General features: G+C 70.6%; 23 protein-coding genes. 4 read left to right on the plus strand and 19 right to left on the minus strand.

The annotated features are described in order from the left end of the window. Window position 1: 1 nt before the first annotated feature. From P8R59_RS18740 to P8R59_RS18825, 18 genes are all read right to left on the minus strand, one after another. Complete coding sequence (locus P8R59_RS18740) at window positions 2–694, minus strand: hypothetical protein (RefSeq protein ID WP_211294560.1); 693 nt, start codon at window positions 692–694, stop codon at window positions 2–4. 34 nt (window positions 695–728) lie between these two features. After that, window positions 729–1,802 carry a ParB N-terminal domain-containing protein gene (locus P8R59_RS18745; protein WP_100345599.1) on the minus strand — a complete coding sequence of 358 codons (1,074 nt, stop codon included), beginning with the start codon at window positions 1,800–1,802 and terminating at the stop codon, window positions 729–731. Beyond that, window positions 1,802–2,635 carry a hypothetical protein gene (locus P8R59_RS18750; protein WP_100345600.1) on the minus strand — a complete coding sequence of 278 codons (834 nt, stop codon included), beginning with the start codon at window positions 2,633–2,635 and terminating at the stop codon, window positions 1,802–1,804. Before P8R59_RS18750 ends, P8R59_RS18745 begins: the two co-directional genes overlap by 1 nt. Before the next feature lie 92 nt (window positions 2,636–2,727). Beyond that, window positions 2,728–3,141, minus strand: coding sequence for a hypothetical protein (locus P8R59_RS18755; RefSeq protein ID WP_100345601.1), 414 nt, complete (start codon window positions 3,139–3,141; stop codon window positions 2,728–2,730). Next, window positions 3,138–3,728 carry a DUF2637 domain-containing protein gene (locus P8R59_RS18760; RefSeq protein ID WP_278102267.1) on the minus strand — a complete coding sequence of 197 codons (591 nt, stop codon included), beginning with the start codon at window positions 3,726–3,728 and terminating at the stop codon, window positions 3,138–3,140. Before P8R59_RS18760 ends, P8R59_RS18755 begins: the two co-directional genes overlap by 4 nt. Window positions 3,729–3,781: 53 nt before the next feature. Continuing rightward, window positions 3,782–4,678: a bifunctional DNA primase/polymerase gene (locus P8R59_RS18765; RefSeq protein WP_100345602.1), complete on the minus strand. Its 897-nt coding sequence runs from the start codon at window positions 4,676–4,678 to the stop codon at window positions 3,782–3,784. Between the two features lie 171 nt (window positions 4,679–4,849). Beyond that, window positions 4,850–5,980 (minus strand): helix-turn-helix transcriptional regulator, encoded by a 1,131-nt coding sequence (locus P8R59_RS18770; protein ID WP_278102268.1) that lies wholly within the window; start codon window positions 5,978–5,980, stop codon window positions 4,850–4,852. Then, the gene (locus P8R59_RS18775; RefSeq protein ID WP_100345604.1) at window positions 5,977–7,497 is read right to left on the minus strand and encodes a multicopper oxidase family protein; all 1,521 of its coding nucleotides are present in this window, start codon (window positions 7,495–7,497) and stop codon (window positions 5,977–5,979) included. The genes P8R59_RS18770 and P8R59_RS18775 overlap by 4 nt, the downstream gene beginning before the upstream one ends. Next, complete coding sequence (locus P8R59_RS18780) at window positions 7,494–10,091, minus strand: heavy metal translocating P-type ATPase (RefSeq protein ID WP_278102269.1); 2,598 nt, start codon at window positions 10,089–10,091, stop codon at window positions 7,494–7,496. Before P8R59_RS18780 ends, P8R59_RS18775 begins: the two co-directional genes overlap by 4 nt. Then, entirely contained in the window at window positions 10,088–12,541 is a 2,454-nt protein-coding gene (locus P8R59_RS18785; protein ID WP_278102270.1) for a phosphoketolase family protein, read from the minus strand. Before P8R59_RS18785 ends, P8R59_RS18780 begins: the two co-directional genes overlap by 4 nt. A gap of 52 nt (window positions 12,542–12,593) precedes the next feature. Further along, on the minus strand, window positions 12,594–13,442 hold the full coding sequence (locus P8R59_RS18790) for a F510_1955 family glycosylhydrolase (protein WP_157802977.1): 849 nt from the start codon (window positions 13,440–13,442) through the stop codon (window positions 12,594–12,596). Window positions 13,443–13,639: 197 nt separating this feature from the next. After that, the gene (locus tag P8R59_RS18795) at window positions 13,640–14,266 is read right to left on the minus strand and encodes a DUF305 domain-containing protein (RefSeq protein WP_100345607.1); all 627 of its coding nucleotides are present in this window, start codon (window positions 14,264–14,266) and stop codon (window positions 13,640–13,642) included. A gap of 111 nt (window positions 14,267–14,377) precedes the next feature. After that, window positions 14,378–14,863 carry a DUF6153 family protein gene (locus P8R59_RS18800; RefSeq protein WP_100345608.1) on the minus strand — a complete coding sequence of 162 codons (486 nt, stop codon included), beginning with the start codon at window positions 14,861–14,863 and terminating at the stop codon, window positions 14,378–14,380. Between the two features lie 94 nt (window positions 14,864–14,957). Beyond that, window positions 14,958–15,575, minus strand: a complete 618-nt coding sequence (locus tag P8R59_RS18805) for a hypothetical protein (protein WP_100345609.1) — start codon at window positions 15,573–15,575, stop codon at window positions 14,958–14,960. Window positions 15,576–15,606: 31 nt separating this feature from the next. After that, the gene (locus P8R59_RS18810; RefSeq protein WP_100345610.1) at window positions 15,607–15,888 is read right to left on the minus strand and encodes a YHS domain-containing protein; all 282 of its coding nucleotides are present in this window, start codon (window positions 15,886–15,888) and stop codon (window positions 15,607–15,609) included. A 26-nt stretch (window positions 15,889–15,914) separates the two neighbouring features. Next, window positions 15,915–18,203 (minus strand): heavy metal translocating P-type ATPase, encoded by a 2,289-nt coding sequence (locus P8R59_RS18815; RefSeq protein ID WP_100345611.1) that lies wholly within the window; start codon window positions 18,201–18,203, stop codon window positions 15,915–15,917. Next, the gene (locus P8R59_RS18820) at window positions 18,200–18,556 is read right to left on the minus strand and encodes a heavy-metal-associated domain-containing protein (protein WP_100345612.1); all 357 of its coding nucleotides are present in this window, start codon (window positions 18,554–18,556) and stop codon (window positions 18,200–18,202) included. Before P8R59_RS18820 ends, P8R59_RS18815 begins: the two co-directional genes overlap by 4 nt. 50 nt (window positions 18,557–18,606) lie before the next feature. Continuing rightward, entirely contained in the window at window positions 18,607–18,891 is a 285-nt protein-coding gene (locus P8R59_RS18825; protein ID WP_045246014.1) for a metal-sensitive transcriptional regulator, read from the minus strand. 93 nt (window positions 18,892–18,984) lie between these two features. On the opposite strand from P8R59_RS18825, the gene P8R59_RS18830 reads away from it, so the two are divergent. From P8R59_RS18830 to P8R59_RS18840, 3 genes are all read left to right on the plus strand, one after another. After that, complete coding sequence (locus tag P8R59_RS18830) at window positions 18,985–19,506, plus strand: AAA family ATPase (protein WP_245861743.1); 522 nt, start codon at window positions 18,985–18,987, stop codon at window positions 19,504–19,506. 161 nt (window positions 19,507–19,667) lie between these two features. Next, on the plus strand, window positions 19,668–20,072 hold the full coding sequence (locus P8R59_RS18835) for a four-helix bundle copper-binding protein (RefSeq protein ID WP_100345613.1): 405 nt from the start codon (window positions 19,668–19,670) through the stop codon (window positions 20,070–20,072). Further along, the gene (locus P8R59_RS18840) at window positions 20,069–20,560 is read left to right on the plus strand and encodes a DUF305 domain-containing protein (protein WP_278102271.1); all 492 of its coding nucleotides are present in this window, start codon (window positions 20,069–20,071) and stop codon (window positions 20,558–20,560) included. The genes P8R59_RS18835 and P8R59_RS18840 overlap by 4 nt, the downstream gene beginning before the upstream one ends. Here the strand turns inward: P8R59_RS18840 and P8R59_RS18845 are convergent. Further along, window positions 20,557–21,708, minus strand: coding sequence for an acetate kinase (locus P8R59_RS18845; protein ID WP_100345614.1), 1,152 nt, complete (start codon window positions 21,706–21,708; stop codon window positions 20,557–20,559). The two genes, P8R59_RS18840 and P8R59_RS18845, sit on opposite strands and share 4 nt — an antisense overlap. Before the next feature lie 210 nt (window positions 21,709–21,918). On the opposite strand from P8R59_RS18845, the gene P8R59_RS18850 reads away from it, so the two are divergent. After that, window positions 21,919–22,362: a DUF6153 family protein gene (locus P8R59_RS18850; protein WP_100345615.1), complete on the plus strand. Its 444-nt coding sequence runs from the start codon at window positions 21,919–21,921 to the stop codon at window positions 22,360–22,362. Window positions 22,363–22,716 lie beyond the last annotated feature (354 nt).

Consider the following 22,716-nt stretch of genomic DNA (forward strand, 5'->3'; position numbering starts at 1 on the left):
ATCACCGCAGCGGGTTGTCGAGCTGCGAGAGCCGCAGCAGCCGGCACGGCCCGGTGGAGAACTCCGGCGCCGGTGGGGAGCAGACGATGAACACGGTGAACGACACCGGATGTTCGGAGGTGATCTGCTGCCCGTTCCAGATGCCGGTGCGGTGCCGGGTCGCGTCGATCGTGAACGCGGTGGTGCCCGGTAGCAGTTGGCCGGGCCGGGCCTGCGCGAGTGCGTCCGCCCACCCATCCGGCACGCCGATGCTGTCGATAGTCAGGCTCTGCCGGGTGGCGTAGCCGCGCAGTTGCGCCCAGGCGGAACTCGTCGGCAGGTAGCCGGTGATGTCCGAGGCGAGGCCGTTCTGCTCCCCGGTGCTGGTCTCGACGACCTCGAGCAGGACGTCGGCGATGTCCAGCGGCCCGTAGCCGGCTCCGGCGTCCCAGGTGAACAGGGTGGCCGCGACCGACCGAGCGAACTGCTCTGGGTTATGGGTGAGCCGCACGGCGGCGGGCTCGTCCGCCGTCGGGAATGTCTCGGACGGGTTCGGTGTGGAAGAGGTGCTCGGGGCCGGGGCGGGCGGGGCGTCGCGGCGGGGGCCGGCCAGCAGCCCGTACACGCCGACACCCGCCAGGATCAGCAGCAGGCCGGCGGCGATCAGCGCGAGGATCAGGCGGGTGCGGCGTCCGGGTCGGGTGGTCAGCTCCATGCTGTCCAGGTGCGCGGGGCGTCCCCGCGCTCGCTCAGAGGGCGATCAGACGGTGGGCGCGTGCCGAGCGCATCTGCTCGGCCATCTCGTTCAGCGCGTCGAGCACGGCCTCGAACCCGGCCCACTGCTCCTCGTCGAGCGCGGCGGCGAGCTCGACGGGATCGAAGTGCGAGGTGAAGCCCTGCAAGTCGTCCACGGTGGCGACGAACACCCGCACCGGGTAGCGGGCTGCCTCATCCGGCCCTGCGGCTGTCAGTGTCTGGGCGGGGCGACGCTTGGTCGCCCCGCGGACGCGGGCGAGCGTCTCGGCGGCGACGCGCTCCAGTCCGGCCGCGCGGGTGGTGGCCTGCTGGCTGCGCAAGCGGGCGAGCGCGCGGGCCGCGGCGTCGCGGACCCCGCCGGGCTCGGTGTCGTCCTCGGCCAGACGCTCCAGTTCGGCGAGGGACTGCTCGGCCTGCGCCCGCCGGTAGGCGGGGCTGACGGGTCCGCCCTGGCCGATCGCGTCCAGCCCGGCCTGGGCGGATTCGCGCACGGACGCCGGCTGCGCCGCATCGGCGGCGAGTTCCTCCAGCCGGCCGATCTGCTCCAGCTTCGTGTATCCCTTCTTGCCGGTGACGATCAGCGCCGCCTGCTCGCGGGTGTCACCGGCTTCAGTCTGCGGTGCCGTCGATTCGGCGGCACCGTCTGACCTGGGGTTTCTTCCTTCCGCGGTGAACCTGCTGGCCTCCTGGCGGCGGGCGGCGTCCGCGGCGAGCTCGGCGCGCAGCTCCCGGTACAGAGATGCCTTTTCCAGGTCGGTGTAGTCCAGGCGGAGCTGGTTCTCGTCCTGCTCCGCCAGCAGCAGGGAGAGCTTGTCGGAGATCCCGGTGCGCACCCACACGTTCACGGTCTTCAGCCCGAGGTACTGCGCCGCCAAGTAGCGCCGTCCGCCACAGATGAGCAGCCCGTCAGGGGCGATCGTCAGCGGGTGCAGGAACCCCTGACGACGGATCGACTCCGCCAGCTCCGGGATGTTGCCCTGCTCGCGCCGGTGCCGATAGCCCATGCGGATCGCGTCGAGAGACCACTCCAGTTCGATGTGCCCGGCAGTCGGGTCGCTCTCGCTCATCACACCTCGCCCCCGCGGACGGTGATCGGGTTGGCGAGGATGATCGTCAGGGCCAGGTCGTCGTCGGCGGCGATCTCGGCGACCGGATACCCGCGGGTCAGGCGCAGCAGCACTCCGCGGCCGGTGTTGGTCGCCGCGAGCGTCGGGTCCGGGCTGCCGAGCACGACCCGCAGCAGTGTCGTCCACGACACCCGCGGCATATCCAGCAGCGCGCGGGCGTGCTTGTCGCGGCGCAGCGACTCGTAGGCGGCTCGCCGCGATCCGGTCTCGATGAGCCGTCCGCTGATGTACTCGATCGCGGCGCGGGTGAGGTCCTCGGGCCAGTCCAGCGCGACGAACAGGGCGATGGTCTCCTCGAGGGCGCGGCGTGCCTGCTCGGAGCGGTCGTCGCTCTCGTCGTCTGTGTCCTCGGGTGCATCGACGCGGAACGCCGGGTGGTACTCGGTGATCGAGGTCTCCCGGTCGGAGAACCGCTCGGCCTCGTGGAAGCCGGAGTATTCGGCGCGGCGGGCCTGATGGGTGGAGCACAGCATCCCGGCGGCCTGCTCGTCGGCCTTCAGGGTGATGTCCACCGCGCGGGTGACGACCGCCCACGGGTCGTCGGCACGGCGCACCGAGGACGAGCGCATCGCGTCGAACGCGGCCGGGGCGGCGTCCTCGGGCTCCTGCCGGTGCTTGCGGGCCAGGCCCGCGTACTTGCGGATCGTGTACTGCATCAGCGCCGCCGCCTCCGGGTCGGAGCGCCATGCGCCAGGGCCGGCGTCGTGCAGGCGGACGAGCAGAACGCGAAGTCCCTCGCTCGTGGCGAACGCGGGCTGAGTGGTGTGCAGCATGATCGGGCACCTCCTGTGTGACAGGTAGGTGCGCGGGCACTCCCCAGCGGCCGGCCGGACGCTGAGGAAGGTGCGCATACTGGGGCTCCGGCCTACTTCAGCCCGAGGGGTTCGAGCGAGGTCTGCGCGGCCGGGGTGTTCACACCGAACGCGGTCACCGGGGCGAGCCGGTGCGAGCGGCGCGCGATCCCGCGACGGGAGACCGCGACCGCGTTGGACGGCAGCCGCCGGGTCCGGCGGGCCAGCTCCGCCTGGAAGTCGATGCCCCGGCTCGATGCGCGCCCGCTCAGGCTGACGAACAGGTCGGTCGGACGCACCCACGCCACCGTGCTGCGGGCCGACGTCGCGGCCGGCGACGTGCCCGCAGCCTGACGGGACGGGTCGCCATGCACCGCGAGCTCGGACACGTCCGGCTCTGACCGCTCGGCGGCCGGGCGAACCAGCTGCGGGCCGGCCGCGCGCAGGTGGTCGTGAGACGGCTGCCCGTCGTGGATCGCGTCGCTCATGAGGGCGTTCCTTCCGTGTCGGCGGTCGCGGTGATCGCTATCGGAGAGGTGCGCGCTCCCAGCCACCGGCCCACGGTCGAGGGATGCACGCCGACGTGCCGAGCGATCCGCTTGTTCGACCAGCCCTCGTCGCGCAGCACTACGGCGAGCTCCCGCCCGGACGCCGGCGGCTCCGCCGGTTCGGCCGGCTCCGCACTAAAGTGCGGCATGGGTTCCGGGGCCGGCTCGGAAACGGACGGGCGGGCCCGGGTAAGGGCGACGGTGAGATGGGTGATCGCGAGCAGCACGAGCGGCGGCACGGCGGCGACCGAGGCGGCGAGTACTGCCGGCACATCCGCGTCGGCGGCGACAATCGCGTGGATCGCGTTCGCGGTGACCGACACGAGGGCGCCGGCCATCAGCAGCAGCCACGGATACCAGGCCGTGCGCTGCCCGGCGAGGGCGACGACCGCGACCGTGGCGACGACGATGATGCCGTCCACGATGAGGGGCCAGGCCCATGCCTGCGCATCGTCGATCCCGGAGCGACGCGCGAGATCCGCCAGTGCGGTGAAGGACAGCCAGAACGCACCGATCGCGATGAACACCGTTCCCGCAATCGCGGTGCCGACGACGAATCGCCGCACCTGGGGCTGACCGTTCACAAGGCCGCCCGGATCGGGGGCTGCGCCGCTGCCGCCGACCCGCCCGCGAGCGCGGGCCGGGCCGGCGCGTGCGGCAGTACGGTCCGGTATGCGGATCGGATCGTCGTGGTGATCTCCGGCACCGGCAGGCCAGCCCGTTCGGCCGCCGGCCCGAGGACGGCGTGCGCGTCCGCGGACGAGACGCCCGCCTCGGCGGCGCGGCACGCCGCCCAGAACAGGGCACGGTTACGTTCGCCCTCCCCGCGCGCGGCGACCCACCGAGCCAGCCGCTCAGGGTCCAGGTCTCCGACACGATCCCTCGGCCCCGCCCACGGAGCGGGCGCCGGACGCGGGTCCAGCAGCTCACGCAAGGCGGGCGCGTCGACCGGGAGCGCGTCGGAGCTCGCGGTGGCGATCACGGCGTAGGAGCGCTCCCCGTTGTGGCCAACCACCGTCGAAGGCGGCACGACGATGTAGCCGCCATCGCCGCGGAAGTCGACGTGCGCGGCCGGCGCCTGCCAGGAACGGTGCGGGACGCCGGGGGTCGCCGGGTAGTAGGCGTGCAATCCGCCGGACGGGGAGCGCACCAGCGCGGCCCATCCGTCGATCAGGCCGGCGCGCTGCGCTCGACCGAATGCGGCGTACCCGGTCCCGGCCGGATGGACGTCGACGTCGACCACCTCGAACCCGGAGACGGCGCCGGTCGGAACGCCGATGTTCGCCGTCGGCCATCGCCGCCACCAGGCAGCGACCTGACGCGGCTCGGCGCTCGCGTCGTGGAAGCCGTGCTCAGTGCGCGGCTCCTTGCCGCGAGGCCGGCACGGAAAGGCGGGGACGCCGGCCTCGGCGAGCGTCCGTGCCGCGTCCGGCAACGGCATCAAGGCGACGGCGCGCAGCACGGTGCCGATGTCCATAGCCGACCTCCTCCCTGCGCCCCCGATCCGAGGCTCGCTTCATGGCTTGCGACCATGAGGTGCGCGAGGTTCACCTCGCAGCGGGCAGACGGACGATCGGTGAGTGCGCCGTCAGGCGCAGCGGTGAACCGGACGTATCAGCCCGGCCTACCGGCAGGGCGCAGAGGTCGTCTAGGGAAGACGCCGAATGTGAGCGTCGCGGCGCGAATCACGCGACACCGCACGCGTTACGGGCTCAAGGACCGGGGTGAGGGCGCACACGCCACGGCACGACTCACACGGCATCGCGCCGGTGCAGGAAGGATGCGGATGCCGCCGGTACTGCCTGGGGGTGATTCCGAAGCGCTTGCGGAACCATACTGCCGCAACTCGCGCGTCCTTCCATCCGACTTGCCGGGATGCGTCGGCGATAGGCAGGTCGGTTTCCTCGATTAGTCGCGTGAACTCCGTCAGGCGGATCTCGATGAGGAACCGCATGGGGGCGACGCCGACCTGCTGGGTGAACCCGCGCGTGAGATGGGCGCGGGAGACGGCCACCTCCGCGGCTAGCCTGCCGACCGTCCACGGCTCGGCCATGCGCGAGCGCAACAGCTCGACCGAGCGGCGCACGGGGCGAGCGATCGGCGGCTGCGCGAGCCGGCCGCGCACTGGGAGGACTAACCTGTCCGGCACGGCGCCGTCCTCGGCGAGCAGCGTTGGCAGGGCGATCTCAACAGCGCGGGAGAACAGAGAGATCAGTCGCGTGGTCGCGACCTCCGGTGGCGCGGTCTCGTTCACGAGGCTGATCTGGCGCCAGAGCGGTTCGATGCGGTGCAGGATGTCCACGCCGGGCTGCAGCACGAGTGCCGAGCCGTCCCACGCGTCGGGATGCAGGCCTGGGCGGACCCGCGTGATGTCGGCGAGCACCCATCGCATGTGCGAGCGGAGGAAGGATTCGTCGAAGAACAGGGTCCATAGCCGCACAGTTGGCGCCGGACGCACTGAGCACCACATGCCGGCCCCGAGAGTCATCGCGAAGCCCGGCGTCAGCTCGTGGATGCCTGTGGCTGTCGCGATATGTGCCGCGCCCTCGAGGACGTGGACGATCTTGGCGTGCCCGAACACCGCGCGGTGGATGCGTTCGGTGCGCACGCTCTCCACCGCCGACAACGGCGGCCCGGCCGGCCTGCCAATAACGTAGCGGCCGCCGGTGCCGTCAAGATCCTGCAGGGGTGCGGCCGCATCCCGTCGGTTCACTGGCGCCGTCACGCGTTCATTGATGCGACCAGCTGGGTGGCCTCTGGTAGGTTGCGCCGTGGTCACGACCGATAGCCGATGACAGTGGTCATGCCGGTTTCGGCGTGGTAGATGTTGTGGCAGTGCGCGATCCAGAGGCCGGGGTTGTCGGCGTCGAAGTCGACGGTGAGGGTCTGTTTCGGCAGGATGATCGAGGTGTCCTTCCGCGGGCCGTCGTCCTGGTGCTGGTATGTGTGCCCGTGCAGGTGGAACGGGTGCCACATCTCGGTGTCGTTGGTGATCGTGAGCCGAACGCGTTCGCCTTCCCGGATCTCGTGCGCTGCGTCCAGGGGCTGGGTCATGTCGAACCGCCGCCCGTCGATGCCCCAGTCGTAGTCGGCCATCCCTCCGGTGAGCGCGATCGCGATGGACCGGTCAGGCTGCCGGGAGGACAGCGCCGCACGGCTGTCGGCGGCCAGCAGCTGCGCGGTCCCGACTCGGCTGCTGCTCAGCTCCGGGATGCTCACGTCGGCCGCCGGGGCAGTGGCCGCGGCGGCGGTGCGGATGACCGCAAAGCCGCGAGCTCGCTTCCCCTCGGCTTGAGCGATGAGCGGGAACGCCCCGTCGCCCAGAGTGATGGTCGCGTCGTAGCGTTCGCCCATCCCAATCAGGATGCTGTCAACCTCCACCGGGGTCACGGGGAACCCGTCGCTGTGGGTGATGGTCAAACCGTGGCCGCCGACTGCGAGACGGAACGCAGTGTCGCTGCCGGCGTTGATGATCCTCAATCGGACCCGGTCGCCGGGCTTGCCGGTGAACTGGGTGGGGTCGTCGACCGGCTTCCCGTTGATGAGGTAGAGGGGGTAGTAGACATCGCCGGCGTCGCCGCCGAGCAGGTCGGAGGTGGCGCCCATGAGCGTGTTGCCCATCCGCATGAACATGTCGTCCATTCCGCCCATGTCACCCATCCCGGCGGAGAGTTCTTCGAGTACCTGGTCGGGGGTGGCGGTGACGCCGTCGAGCCAGTCGTCGAGGATGATCACCCATTCGTCGTCGTAGGCCAGCGGTTCGTTCGGGTCCTCGACGATCAGGGCGCCGTAGAGGCCGCGGTCCAGTTGCACGCCGACGTGGGGGTGGAACCAGTAGGTGCCAGGGTCGGGGACGATGAACTCGTAGTCGAAGGCTGCGCCGGCGCCGACGGGCTCCTGCGTGACGGGGGGCACCCCGTCCATGTCGTTGCGCAGCGCGATCCCGTGCCAGTGCACGGAGGTGTCGGTGTCGAGCTGGTTGCGGACGGTGGCCTGGAGGGTGTCTCCGGCGCCGAGGCGGATCACTGGGGCCGGGGTCGAGCCGAAGGCCCAGGTGGCGGCTGTCTTGCCGGCCAGGTCCAGCACGAGCGGCGCGGCGGCAAGGGTCGCGGTGGTGACCTTGCCGGTGCCGCCACGTCGCCGCTCCGCATCCTTCACTGGAGTGCCGTCCGGTTGCACCCAGGTCGCTGCCGGCGCGCAGGACGCTAGGGCGACGGTGGCGAGCGCGCCGACGCTGACGCCAAGGAAGCCACGGCGGGTGAGGGACGCGCTGAGCACAGGACGACTCGTGCTCACGGCTGCACCTCGTTCTCGAGCACAGCCGTTGGCGCGGCGCTTGCGCTGGGTTGTGCCGGTAGCCGCAGTCGCTTGAGGAGGAGGGCGTTGACGGCGACGATGACGGAGGAGCCGGACATGCTGATCGCCGCGATCTCGGGGGTGAGCATGATCCCGAACGCGGGGTAGAACACGCCGGCCGCGATCGGCAGGGCGATCGCGTTGTAGCCGACGGCCCAGCCGAGGTTCTGGCGCATCTTCCGCAGCGTGCCCTTGCCGATCTTGAGCGCGATCGCGACATCCAGCGGGTCGGAGCGCATCAGGACGACGTCGGCGGTCTCGATCGCGACGTCGGTGCCGGCGCCGATCGCGATGCCGAGGTCGGCTTGGGCCAGCGCGGGGGCGTCGTTGACGCCGTCGCCGACCATCGCGACCTTCTTGCCCGTCTTCTGCAGCTCGGCGATCTTGGCGGATTTGTCTTCGGGGAGCACGTCGGCGATCACGGTGTCGATGCCCAGCAGTGCGGCGATGCGGTCGGCGGTGGGTTTGTTGTCGCCGGTGAGCATGGCCACCTCGATGCCCTGTTCGTGGAGGGCGTCGATGGCGGCTTTGGCGGTGTCGCGGGGCGCGTCGGCCAGAGCGATGACGCCGGCGATCTGCCCGTCGACGGCGAACATGATCGCGGTGCGTCCACCGTCGGCGAGGGCCTGCTGCTGCGCGGCGACCGGGGAGATGTCGATGCCTTCGGCGGCCATCAGGCGGGCGTTGCCAAGCACGACCTGCTTCCCGTCGACGGTGGCGGTCGCGCCTTGGCCGGTCACGTTGCGGAACGCGGTCGCGGTGCGGCGGGGGATGTCACGGCTGTCGGCGTACTGCACGATCGCTTTGGCCAGCGGATGCTCGGACTCCCGCTCGAGTGCGGCCGCGAGGGAGAGCAGCTCGAGGTCGTCCATCCCGACCGGGAGATAGTCAGTGACCTCCGGTTCCCCCTTGGTGAGGGTGCCGGTCTTATCCAGCACCACCGTGTCGATGTGGGCGGCGGTCTCGATCCCGGAGGCGTTCTTGAACAGCACCCCGCGCTTGGCACCGAGCCCGGTGCCGACCATGATCGCGGTCGGGGTCGCCAGGCCGAGCGCGTCGGGACAGGTGATGACGACGACGGTGATGGCGAACAGGATCGCCATCGGCAGCTCGGCCCCGGCGAGGAACCACACCAGGAAGGTGAGGGTGCCGCCGATCAGGGCGACCAGGACGAGCCAGAACGCGGCCCGGTCGGCGAGACGCTGGCCTGGGGCTTTGGAGTTCTGCGCCTCCTGCACGAGCTTCACGATCTGCGCCAGCGCCGTGTCGGCGCCGACCTTCGTGGCCCGCACCCGGAGGGTGCCGACGGTGTTCACGGTCGCGCCGATCACCTCGGCGCCGGGGGCCTTCTCCACCGGCATGGATTCGCCGGTGACCATCGACTCGTCGACCTCGGATTCGCCCTCCTCGACGGTGCCGTCCGTGGGGACTTTCGCACCGGGGCGGATCAGCATCAGATCGCCCGGGACGACCTCGGAGGTGGGGATCTCAACCTCGTTGCCGTCGCGGAGGACGACCGCGCGGGCCGGCGCGAGCTCCAGCAGTCGGCGGATCGCGTCGTTCGCCCCGCCGCGGGCCCGCATCTCCACCCAATGGCCCAGGAGCACGAAGGTGGCCAGCACGGTCGCAGCCTCGTAGAACACCTCGCCGCCGCCGGTCAGGGTGATGATCAGACTGTAGAGCCAGCCGGCGCCGACCCCCACCGCGACCAGCACCATCATGTCCAGCGTCCTCGCCCGCAGCGCCCGGTAGGCGCCGTCGAAGAAGATCCACGCCGAGTAGAAGATCACCGGCAGCGACAGGATCAGCATGAACACGTCATCGCGCAGCCCGAACGGGGCCGGCACCTCGAACCCGATCACCTCCCGCCCGATCGGGGACCACAAGGTGATCGGGATCGACAGGATCAGGGCGACCAGGAACCGGTTTCGCATGTCGCGGATCATCGACTCCATCGACATGCCGCCGTGGTGCCCGCCGTGCCCCATCATGTCCTGCGCGCTATGGCCCGCCGCCGCACTCCCACCGTGATCGTGCCCGCCGGCGACGGCCGCCCCGGCGTGGCCCGCGTGCGCGGCCGCTTCCCCCGCGTGGGCGTGGTCGTCGGAGCCCGAGCCGCTCGGGTGTTCGGCAGCGGCGCCGGTGCCGGCGTGATGCTGATGGACCTCGGGTTGGTCGGCGTCAGCGTGCGCATCGTGCCCTGCGTGCGCAGCGTCTCCGGCGTGCGCACCGTGGTCCGCGTGCTCGTCGGGTGCGGCCTGGGCAGGGTGGGCGTGCGGGTCGTGCGCGGGATCGCAGATGTGGTCCGGGACGGACTGGCCGGCGCAGTGGTAGCCGCAGTCGATGACCCATTGCTGCAGGTGCGCGACCGAGGTGGTCTCGGGGTCGTAGGTGACGGTCGCGGTCTGCGAGACCGGGTTCGCGTCGACGCTGATCACCCCGGGCTGGCGCCCCAGGTGGGCTTCGGTGACGTTCTTGGAGGTCGCGCGGATCATGCCACCCACCTGCAGGGTCACGGTTCTGGTGTCGCTCATTTCGGTTCCTTTCCGATGGCGGGGTCGGTGGTGTCGGGGTGGGGCCAGTGCCAGTCGGCGACGGCGGGAATGTCGGTGCCGTGCTCGCGAGTGTGGGCGCGGGCATGCAGGCGGGCGTCCTGCAGCTGCTGCCGCAGCTCCGCGTGGCGGGCGGCCAGGCCCGGGACGTGGTCGAGGACGTCGATCGCGAGCCGGTACCGGTCGAGGTCGTTGAGCATGACCATGTCGAACGGGGTCGTGGTGGTGCCCCGCTCCTGGAAGCCGTGCACGTGCAGGTTCTGGTGCCCGGCGCGCTTGTAGGTGAGCCGGTGGATCAGCCATGGGTAGCCGTGGTAGGCGAAGATCACCGGCTTGTCGGGGGTGAAGATCGCATCGAACTCCCGGTCCGGCAGCCCGTGCGGGTGCTGGTCCTCGGATTGCAGCCGGGTCAGGTCGACCACGTTCACCACCCGCACTCTCAGATCGGGGACGTGCTCGCGCAGCAGCGCCGCCGCGGCGAGCACCTCGAGGGTGGGGACGTCGCCGGCGGCGGCGAGCACCACATCCGGCTCGGTGCCCTCGGTCTCGGTGCCCGCCCACGGCAGGATGCCCAGCCCGCGGGTGCAGTGCTCGATCGCCTCGTCCATCGTGAGCCACTGCGGGGCGGGCTGCTTCCCGGCGACGACGACGTTGATGTAGCCGGCCGAGCGCAGGCAGTGGTCGTAGGTGGACAGCAGCGTGTTCGCGTCGAACGGCAGGTAGACGCGGACGATGTCGGGGCTCTTGTTCAGGGCGAGGTCGATGAACCCGGGGTCCTGGTGGGAGAACCCGTTGTGGTCCTGCCGCCAGACATGGCTGGAGAGCAGGTAGTTGAAGCTCGGGATCGGGTCCCGCCAGGCCACCTCCCGGGCGGCTTCCAGCCACTTGGCGTGCTGGTTGAACATCGAGTCGACGATGTGGGTGAACGCCTCGTAGCAATTGAACAGCCCATGCCGGCCGGTGAGCACGTAGCCCTCGAGCCAGCCCTGGCACTGGTGCTCGCTGAGCACCTCCATCACCCGCCCGGTCGGGGCCAGGTGCTCGTCGACGGGCTCCACAGCCGCGTTCCACTGCTTGCCCGTCGCCGAGTAGACGGGTGGGGCGAGCCGGTTGGAGGCGGTCTCGTCCGGGCCGAAGATGCGGAAGTTGTCCGGGTTGTCCCGGATCACCCCCGCCAGCCACTCGCCCAGCACCCGGGTCGCTTCCCCGGTCGACGCGCCGCGCGCGGCGGGGTCGACCGGGTGGGCGTGCTCCCGGAAGTCCGGGAGCCGCAGCGGGATCGTGAGTTGTCCGCCGTTGCCGGCCGGGTTCGCGCTCATCCGCCGATCCCCCTCCGGCGCGATCGCGACCGTGGCCGGGCGCGGGGCGCCGGTCACGTCGAACAGCCCGTGCGGGCGGTAGGACGCCAGCCAGTCCTCGAGGATCCGCAGGTGCTCGGGGGTGTCGCGGACCTCGGCGAGCGGCACCTGGTGGGCCCGCCAGGTGCCCTCCACCGGCAGACCGTCGATCACCTTCGGGCAGGTCCACCCCTTCGGACTGCGCAGCACGATCGCCGGCCACGCCGGCCGCCCCGCCAGCGTCCCGGCCGCCGCGGCGGCCTTGATGTCCGCGATCTCATCCAGCACCGCATCCAGCACCGCCGCGAACGCCGCGTGGGACTCCTGCGGGGTCTCGCCATCGAAGCCGACCGTGACGACGTGGGGGTCGTGGCCGTAGCCGCGCAGCAGCGCGACCAGCTCCTCCTCGGGGATGCGCGACAGCACGGTCGGGTTGGCGATCTTGTACCCGTTCAGATGCAGGATCGGCAGCACCACCCCGTCATGGGCGGGGTTGAGGAACTTGTTGCCGTGCCACGCGGTCGCCAACGGCCCGGTCTCCGCCTCCCCGTCCCCGATCACGCAGGCGACCAGCAGGTCCGGATTGTCGAACGCGGCCCCGTAGGCGTGCACGAGGGAGTAGCCCAGCTCCCCGCCCTCGTTGATCGACCCGGGCGTCTCGGGGGACGCGTGCGAGGGGATCCCGCCCGGGAAGGAGAACTGCCGGAACAGCGCCCGCAGCCCGTCCTCGGTGCGTTCGATGCCCGGGTAGCGTTCGCTGTAGGTGCCGTCCAGGTAGGCGTTGGCGACCATGCCCGGGCCGCCGTGCCCCGGCCCGGTCACGTACAGGGTGTTCAGGTCGCGGTCGCGGATGGCACGGTTCAGGTGGGCGTAGAGGAAGTTCAGGCCCGGGGTGGTGCCCCAATGCCCCAGCAGCCGCGGCTTGATGTCGTCCCGGCTGAGGCGGTGGCGCAGCAACGGATTGCCCTGCAGGTAGATCTGGCCGATGCTCAGATAGTTCGCCGCCCGCCACCATGCGTCCACCGCGTCCAGTGCCGCGGGGTCGACGGGTCCGGCGCGGCGCGCCCAGCTGCTCGCCGCTGTCGTAGGGGTCATGGTCGGTCTCCTTCCGATCTGCGACCGGTCGGGCCGCTGCCGTGGATGGTGGTCATGATGCACTCGCCGGGAGGGCGGTGGTGGACACGGTGCCGCGGATCCAGACGATGCCGCGGTCGTCCAGGAGCACGATCGCGCCGTCGGCGGTCACGCCGAGCGCCTGGACGGTGCCGGTGGCGGTGCCCAGGCGTGTCCACGAGCCGTCGACCAGGCGCCACAGGCTGCCCTCGGTGTCGACGCCGACGACCCCGCCACCTGAATCGGCCTCCAGCAGATACAGCAGCGGGGCATCCGGGACGGCGGTGAAGGTGGCGCCGGCGTCTCGGCTTTCCTGCACGCCCTCCTGGGTCGCCGCGTAGAGGGTGCCGTCGGCGGCGACGGCGAGGTCGGCGGCGGGCAGCTCGGCCCCGTCGATCCAGGTGGCGCCGCCGTCGGGGCTCGTGCGCACGGTGATCGAGCTGGACCCGATCCCGTAGATCGCCCCGGCACCGCTGGCGGTCAGAACGTGGAAGTCCTCCTGCCCGGTGAACGCGACCGGCTCCCACGACTGCCCCGCGTCGGTACTGCGCAGCACGCCCAGGTTGGGCGCGCCGAGCTCCGGCGGCGTGGTGGGGCCGGGATGGCCGGAGGCGTAGAAGATGTCGCCGGCGCGGGTCAGGCCCATCGCGTCGAAGTCATGGCCGCCGACCGGTCCGGCAACGGTGCCGTCCTCGGTCAGCGTGTACAGGCCGGTGTGGGTGCCCAGCAGCACCGTGCCGTCACCGGCGTCGACGATGCCGTGCACATGTCCGAGGTCCTCCAACCTCGGCGACGCGGACGTCTGGGGCGTCGGGCTCGTGCAGCCAGTGACCAGCAGCGCCACCGCAGCAGCGAGCGTCGTGATCGTGAGACGACGGTTCATGCGATCGCCTGGATGACGAGGATGGTCCCCGCAGACAAGATGACCAGGGCGAGGAAGATGGCCACGAAACAAGCGGCGAGGGTCCGAGAAGTCATGACGGCCTTTCGACAATCCGACGCGGCCCGCGGCGGCGGGCACGCGGTCGGGTCTCGGGCGGAGCGAGTCGGGGTAGTGACCGCTCCGCCCGAGGGTCCGGGTCAGAGGGTGGCGAGGATGCCCTGCATCGTGGTGATCTCGGCGGTCTGCCCGTCGATGATCTGCTGCGCCAGCGTGGCGACATCCGGGTTCTGTCCGTTGTCCAGCACCATCTGCGCCATCGTGACCGCGCCCTGGTGGTGGGTGATCATGCCCTCCAGGAACAGCCGGGTCGCCTCGACGCCGGTCGCGGCATCCAGGGCGGCCATGTCCTCCTCAGACATCATCCCGTCGCCGTGGTCCATGCCTTCCATCCCGCCCATGCCGGACATGGAGTCGTCGTAGGGGATGCCCCAGTCCTCCAACCAGCCCTTCATGGTCTGGATCTCGGGGTCCTGGGCGGCCTTGACCTGCTGCGCGAGGTCGACGACCCGCTCGTCGATGCCGTCCTTGGCGAGGATCTGGTCGGCCATCTGGATGGCCTGCTCGTGATGCGGGATCATCATCGTCACGAACATCTCGTCCGCGGCGTTGAACGCGGCGTCGGCGGTGGCCGAGGGGGTGCTGCTGGTCATGCCGCCGGAGCCGTGATCCATGCCGGGCATGGAGCCGCCGGTCGGGGCGCAGCCAGCGAGCACGAGCGCGGCGGTGAGCGCGCCGGTCGTCAGCGCGAGAGTGCGGAAACGCATGGTGGGTGTCCTTGTCTGTCAGTCGATTGGGGTGAGTTGATTCCTGCTGCCGCGAGTGGGCAGGCCGAGGCATCCTGCCGGGCACGAAGATCGCGCCGGGCAGGCCGGGAATCAGGTTCGACTGATCGACAGGACGAGGAGGGAGGGTGGTCGCGGATGCGGCAGCGCCGCCAGCACGGTGCGCCCGTGCAAGCGCAGCAGCGCCAGCGCGACGCCGAGCCGCGCCAGGAGCACTGGGGCGAGCAGCACGATGGCGGCGGCCAGCAACGCGAGCACGCACACCATCATCAGCATCGAATGATCCGGCACCCCGCCCGAGGCCCCGCAATCCCCTGAGCAATGGTCGGCGGTGGCGCCAGTCCCCATCACGGCCGCACCATCGAGGGTGCTCGCCGGGTGAGTGGTGGACCCCATGTCGGAGCCGGGGGCATAGGAAGCCCCGACACCCTCGCTGGCAGCTACGCCAGCGGCGTCGTGCCCGAACGTGAGCGTGCCGGCGAGGGTATGCATCGCCAGAAGGCCGGCGATCAGCAGAAGCGCGGTCGCGAACGTCATCAGCAGTCGCCGCAGTCCCGATGGGGACTGCACAACGCGCATGCGGTTCACGGCAGAACTCCTTCCCGCTCCCAGACTACCGCGGCGCGCTCCGAGCGCACTGGCGCGGGCCCGCCCGCCAGACTGCGCGCCATCACTACCGGTCCGCGTCTCGGCGGGAAGCGCCGGTCGCGGCCCGGTGGGCCTTCTCCCGCAGTGCCAGCAGGGCGAGGGTGTCGTCCTTGATCTGAGTGCGGCCGAGCATTCCCCAGTGCGCGCTGAGGTGGTCTTCGAGGTAGCGCAACACCTGAGTGAACGGGACGGTGTGCCACGGCATCCCCGAGCCGGGCGGGGAGGTGGGGTTGCCGAACACGATCGTGCGGATCGTGTGCCCTTCCGGGGCCACCGTCCGTCCCGTCTCCAGTAGCTCGGCGACCAGCCGGGCGGCATCGTCAGGTGCACAGCACCCGAACCGGGTGAACGCGGCTTCCAGCACCGCCGGGTCATGCATCGCCGGATTGGGGTGCGGGCGGCCTTCCTTGACCTCGCCGACGATCATGTCCGCCCCGCCCCCGGCGCCCAGGGCCGGGTCGAGCGGTGCGTCGGCTGTCCCGGACGCTCCCGGTGACCGGTGCAGGCGCACGGCGAGGATGTCGAGGTCGGTGATGGTGCGCGGCCCGGCGGGCCCGGTGGCGTCCAGCACCGGGTATTCGGCGACGGTGAAGTAGCCGTTGACCCGCAGATAGGCCTGCACCAGCCCGACCGCCGTGTCCACGTCGCGCGCCGTCCTTCTTCAGTGGCGCGGGTCAGGCGGCGTGCGTGTAGCGCGCGGGGTCGGCGTCGAACAGCGGCCCGCACTCGGTGCAGCAGAACCAGTACCGGGTGCCCTGGTAGTCGCGGAACAGGCCGCGCTGCTCGGCCCAGGCCGGGTCGACCTGGTTGCCGGGCATCACCGGACAGGTCACCAGGTTCGTCGCTCCGGCCGGCGGCTCATGGTGGTGATGCTCGTCGTGAGCGCCGTGGTCATGCGAGCCGTGGTCGTGGTGATCGTGCGACCCGTGCTCGTGGTCGGTGTGGTCGTGGGTCATGGTGTGCTCCTTCTGATGCGGGCGGTTCAGACGCGAACCGGGGCGGATTCCCGGGCCACCGGCGCGGCGGCGGGTGTCGGGGTGGGGAGGGGACGGAAGCGGCGCAGGCGGAGGCTGTTGGTGACGACGAAGACGCTGCTGAACGCCATCGCAGCTCCCGCGAGGATGGGGTTGAGGAGGGCGAGCATCGCGACCGGGAGGGCGGCGACGTTGTACGCGAACGCCCAGAACAGGTTCCCCTTGATCGTGCCCAGGGTGCGGCGGGCCAGCCGGATCGCGTCCGGGACCAGCACGAGGTCGCCGGAGACGATGGTCAGGTCCGCGGCGGTGATGGCCGCGTCGGTGCCGGTGCCCATCGCAATGCCAAGATCGGCGGCGGCGAGTGCGGCGGCGTCGTTGACGCCGTCGCCGACCATCGCGACCACCCGGCCCGCGGTCTGCAGATCGCGGATGGTGTCGAGCTTGCCCTGCGGAGTGACCCCCGCTCGCACATCCCGGATGCCGACCTGGTCGGCGATCGCCCGGGCGGCACCGGGGTTGTCGCCGGTGAGCAGGATCGGGGTCAAACCGAGCTCCCGGAGCCGTGCGACCGCCTCACGGCTGGTGGGTTTGATGGTGTCGGCGACGCTGATCGCCCCGCGCACCTGCCCGTCCCACGCCACCACCGTCACCGTCGCCCCCGCCGCCTCGTCCGCCGTGATGGTGTCGACAAGGTCGGCGGGGATGGGGAGGGACCATTGGGTGGTGATCCAGGAGGCGCGGCCGGCGGCGACCAGGCGGCCGTCGACGATGCCCTGCACGCCCTGCCCGGCCTCGGCTTGGAACGATTCCACTGCCGCGAGCGGGCTGCTGGCTGCTGCGGTGATGGCGCGGCCGATGGGGTGTTCGGAGCCGTGCTCGAGCGCGGCGGCGATCTGCACCAGTTCCGTCTGGTCGGTGCCGGGAGTCGGATGCGTAGCGGTGACGGTCATGGTGCCGGCGGTGATGGTGCCGGTCTTGTCCAGCACGACCGTGTCGATGCGGCGGGTCTGCTCCAGCACCTGGGGTCCGCGGATGAGGATGCCCAGCTGCGCGCCACGACCGGTGCCGACCAGCAGCGCGGTCGGGGTCGCCAGCCCGAGCGCGCACGGGCACGCGATGATCAGCGTCGTCACCGCGGCGGTGAACGCGACCTCCGGGGAAGCGCCGACCACCAGCCACACCGTGAACGCGACGATCGCGAGGGCGATGACGATCGGGACGAAGATCGCGGAGACACGGTCGGCGAGGCGCTGCACCTGCGCCTTCCCGGTCTGCGCCTCCTCCACCAGCCTGGCCATCCGGGCCAGCTCCGTGTCCGCGCCGACCCGGGTGAGCTCCACCAGCAGCCGGCCCCCGGTGTTCACCGTGGCGCCGACCACCTTCGAGCCGGGGGCGACCTCGACGGGGACGGACTCGCCGGTTAGCATCGACTCGTCCACCGCGGAGACACCTTCGGTGACGACACCGTCGGCGGGGATCTTCTCCCCGGGTCGCACCACCACGATGTCGCCGGGGATCAGCTGGGCGACGGGGACGCGCTGTTCGCTACCTGCGCGGAGGACGACGGCGTCTTTCGCGCCGAGCTCCAGTAGGGCGCGCAGGGCTTCCCCGGATTGCCGCTTGGCGCGGGTCTCCAGGTAGCGGCCGAGGAGGATGAACACCGTCACCAGGGCGGCGACCTCAAGGTACACCTCGTGACCGCCGGCCTGCGGGGTGCCGACGAAGGTGACGCTCATCCGCATCCCTGGCATGCCGGCACCGCCGAAGAACAGCGCATACAGCGACCAGCCGAACGCGGCCAGCACCCCGACACTGATCAGGGTGTCCATCGTCGCCGCCCCGTGGCGGGCGTTGATCGCCGCGGCGCGGTGGAACGGCCACGCCCCCCACACCACCACCGGCGCCGCCAGGGTCAGGGTCAGCCACTGCCAGTAGGTGAACTGCAGCGCCGGGATCATCGACAACACCGCCACCGGCACCGCCAGGACCGTCGAGACGATCAGCCGCTGCCGCAACGACACCAACTCCGCATCCCGCGGCGCTGTGGCCTGTTCGTCAATGGCCTCGGTGGCCGGTGGGGCGGGGACGGATGCCCCGTACCCGGCCTGCTCGACCGCCGCGATCAGCTCCTCCACCGGCACCGCGGACTCGGCGTGCACGCGGGCCTTCTCCGTGGCGAAGTTGACCGTCGCCGCCACCCCGGGCAGCTTGTTCAGCTTCCGCTCCACCCGCGTCGCGCACGACGCGCAGGTCATCCCGGTGATGTCGAGATCCACATCCGTGGTCGTGGTCATGAGGCTGAGGCGAGGCTGTAGCCGGCCTCCTCCACCGCCGCCCGCACCCGCTCCGCATCCACCGGCGCGGCGCCGGACACCGTCACCGTGGACACGCCGCCGGCGTGCAGGTCGACGGCGACATTGGAGACGCCGTCGATCGCGGAGACCTCTTCGGTGACGCTGCGTACGCAGTGCGAGCAGGTCATCCCCTCCACCAGGAACTGCGCCGACACGGTGTCACCCGCCGCCGTCTGCTGCACCGGCGTGCCGGTGTCGGTGGCTGCCGTGCTGTGGGAGGTGGGGCTGCAACAGGCGCACCCGCCCCCGCTGGTCGCCTGCAGGCCGAGGTCCTGGAATCCCTGTCCGGTCATGATGTGCTCCCTTCAAGAGCCTTGCGTGAATGTGAGTGGGGGGAGATGTCTTAGGAGCGCACGAGGCGGGCGATCGCGGCGTTGGCCTCACGGAGCTTCTCCTCCGCGACCGGTCCGCCCTCTGCGGTCGCCTGCGCGACGCAGTGCCCGAGGTGGTCTTCCAGCAGTGTCAGCGCGACCGACTCCAGCGCCTTGGTCACCGCGGACACCTGGGTGAGGATGTCGATGCAGTACACGTCCTCATCGACCATCCGCGCGATCCCGCGCACCTGTCCTTCCGCGCGTCGCAGCCGCGCCAGCAGCGCCTGCTTGTCGTCGACATATCCGTGTGCCATTCCGACCACCTCCGATCCCGATGCTATACCCGCTGGGGGTATAAGGTGCTTTCGCGGTCGGATATTCCCGACCGCACAGACAGGAGGGCGAACGTGACCAACTGGTACGTGATCACGGGTGGGCCGAGCTCAGGGAAGACCACCACCGTGAATCTGTTGCGCGACCGCGGCTACACGACGACGATCGAGCACGCCCGCCACTACCTTGACCTGCAGCGCATCGCCGGTCGCACCGTCGAGGAGGTCCGCGCCAAGCAGCGCGAGTTCCAGCGCGGCGTGCTGGACATGCAGCTCGCCGAGGAAGCCGCCCTCGATCCCGCCACGACGGTGTTTCTGGACCGGGCCATCCCGGACTCGCTGGCCTACTACCGCTTCCTGGAGCTCGAACCCGACCCGATCCTGGTGGCCGCGCTCGAGCAGGTGGACTACCGCACGACGTTCATCTTGGACCTGCTGCCGCTGGCGCCGGACTACGCGCGCACCGAGGACACCGCCGCCCAGCAGCGGATCCATCACCTGCTCACCGAGGTATACGCGGCGCTGCCGTTCCCGATCGTGCACGTCCCAGTACTCGGGGCGCAGGAGCGGGTCGACTTCATCCTCGACCGGCTCTAAGCGCCGGTCGCCACTCCCGGGCGGCTACTGCCCGGGTGTGGGAGGCAAGACTCCTCATAACATACCCCCCTAGCGTATGCAAGCCGGTCGCCGACCGCTGCCGCCCGGCCTACGGTTCTTCGCAACCGGCCCGATACGGGCCGACGAGAAGGAGGACTGAGATGACCATCGCAGATCAGATGCTCCGGACCCACCCGAAGGATCTGGGAGACCTCGATCAGGCGGCACTGCTGGCCTGCATTCAGGCCTGCATCGAGTGCGCCCAGGCGTGTAGCGCGTGCGCCGACGCCTGTTTGAGCGAGGACATGATCGCCGACCTCACCAAGTGTGTGAGGACCAACCTCGACTGCGCGGACCTGTGCGAGACAACCGGTCGCATCCTGTCGCGGCGCACCGGCTACGACGCGAACGTCACGCGGGCCACCCTGGAAGCCTGCCGCACCGCGTGCGCGGCCTGCGCCGACGAATGCGAACAGCACGCCGGCATGCACGAGCACTGCCGGGTGTGCGAGGAAGCCTGCCGGAGGTGCGAGCAGGCCTGCGAGAAGCTGCTCGGCCTGCTGTGAGCGACCACACCCCGCACGAACGGGCCTCGCACGCCGGCGGCGCGAAGAGCTACCTCCGCCTGCTCATCGCCCTGGCCCTGAGCCTGGTGGTGATGTACTTCTTCACGTTCGCACTGATCAACGTCGTCGGCGATCTCTACCTGAACATCAGCAACCTCTACATGGCCCTGATGATGGTGTTCCCGATGGGCATCATCATGATCGCGATCATGTGGCGCATGTTCCCAAACAAGCCGCTCAATATCGGGCTCATCATCGCATTCGCCCTGCTCACGGTCGGCGCGTTCTTCATGGGAAGGGCCGCAACGTTCGTGGGAAATCAGCAGTTCCTGGACTCAATGATCCCCCACCACTCCCGAGCCATCCTGCTTTGCGAACAGTCGAACATCACCGACCCGGAAATCAAAGACCTCTGCGGCGAGATCGTCGAGTCCCAGCAACAAGAAATCGATCAGATGAAGGACATCCTGCAGCGGCTCGGGAACTAAACGGGCCCTGCTAGATCAGCGTCGGGCCGAGTCACCGCGGCGAGAGACTGCCGGGCGATCTCGAACTCCTCGTTTGTGGGCACGACCAGGACGGCGGTCGAGGAGCGAGGGTCGGAGACCGTCCGCGGCTCCCGCCCCGCCGGCGCGCGGTTGCGCTCGTCGTCGAGGCAAATCCCGAGACGCTCCATGCCGGAGACGGCGGCGGCGCGAGTCGCCGGGGCATTCTCGCCCACACCGCCGGTGAACACGATCGCGTCGGCGCCGCCGAGCTGGCCGAGGTAGGCGCCGAGGTAGTGCCGCAGCCGGTGGTGGTAGACCTCCAGCGCCGCGGTCGCGGCGGGATCGCCGGCGACCGCGGCAGCGTGGATGTCGCGCATGTCCTCGGTGCCGGCCAACGCGCGCAAGCCGCTCTCGCGGGTCAGCAGCTCCTCGAGCTCGTCCCAGCCGTGGCCCGCTCGGCCGAGGGCGATGAGCACTCCGGGATCGACGTCGCCGGCGCGGGTGCCCATGACGAGTCCTGCCAGGGGCGTCATGCCCATCGAGGTGTCCACGGACCGTCCGCCGGCGATCGCGCAGGCGGAGGCGCCGTTGCCCAGATGGAAGACGATCAGCCGCAGCTCCGACAGCGGCCGCCCCAGCAGCTCGGCCGCGCGGACGGAGACGTACTGGTAGGAGATGCCGTGGAACCCGTACCGGCGGATCCGATGCTGCTGGACGAGCTCCGGCGGCAGCGCGTAGACGGTGGCTGCCGGCGGCAGGGTGCGGTGGAACGCAGTATCGAACACCGCGACGTTCGGGATGCCGGGGAACACGGCACGGGCGGCGCGGATGCCCGCGAGATTGAGCGGGTTGTGCAGCGGCGCCAAGACGGCGAGCTCGTCGATCTGCTGCTCCACCTCGTCGGTGATCAGCGTCGCGGAGTCGAACCGGCTGCCGCCGTGCACCACACGGTGGCCGATGATCGCGACGGGTTCGTCGCGCAGCTTCGCAAGCAGATCTCGGATCACGGCGTCGTGCGCCGCCGGCTCGCCGCGATCCGTGTCGAGCCGTTCCACGAGGCCGCCCCGGATCGACGAGCCCGACTGCCCGTCGACCAGCTGCCACTTGACCGAGGAGGAGCCCGCGTTCAGCACCAACACGACGGTCATCCGCAGCTCCCCAGGTGCCTCATCGTCATCGTCCTCGGATTCTACGGGGGCGCGCACCCCACGCCTTGCGCCCTTCGACCAGTCCAACCTGGCCGCCGCCCCGGCCCCGGATCGCTTGATCGGCTCGGGGCTGGGTGCCACCGCGGGGATTCCGTCGCGTGAGGGCTGTACCCGGAGGGGGTACTGTTGGGGTTGGAAAGGCGGACAGGAATGCGAGGAATCCGGGCGGCGCTGCAGCCAGCCGGCGCCACACGTCGCATCGCCTTGCTCGGCTTCGGTGTGGCCATCGCCGTGATCGCCGGCATCCTTGCCATGCATTCGTTGAGCCTGGAGGACAATCAGACCGGCTCCGTCACACCGGCCGTGTCGGTCGTGTCAGCCCAGGCGGAGCCCGTCGCGGCGACCGCGCCAGTGTCGTCATCCGATTCGGAGGGATGCGACACCATCGTCTGCACGCCCGGCCATGCGCTGGGCGCGATCGCCTGCGTCCTGGCCCTGCTGCTGACACTGTCGCTCCTGATCCTGGTGGATCGGTCCCGTTGGGACGAGCTCCTTGCGCTGCTTCGGCGTCACCTGTCGGTGATGCCGACGCCGCGGGGTCTTGCGTTGCGGGCTGCTCCTTCCCTCGTCACCCTGTCGATCAGTCGCACCTGATCCACGACGTCGCGCCGCGAATGGTGCGCGCGAGAGCTCGGTGCGTGTTGGTTCACTGATTTCGCCGGAGTACGCGCCCGGCTGAACCGCCGCCGGCTGCACTAGGGCGTCGCCGCGAGTGGGTGGCTGCGCGAACCGTTCACGCACAGCCCTGCCTCTCCGACCTCGCCGCCCGCGGCCGGCGCACCCCCGGCACCGCGATCCGTTACCTGCCCCCGAGCATCGGGACGCCGTCGCCGACGCCGCGGCGGCCACGCCCCCGATCTACGACCCGTGAAGGATCTGATGTTCCGTTCTATGCCCTTCGTCCTCACCGCATTGGTGCTGCTCGCGGTACTCGCTGGTGCTGCGATC

This window comes from Microbacterium proteolyticum, from assembly GCF_029639405.1.
Classification (GTDB): Bacteria; Actinomycetota; Actinomycetes; order Actinomycetales; family Microbacteriaceae; genus Microbacterium.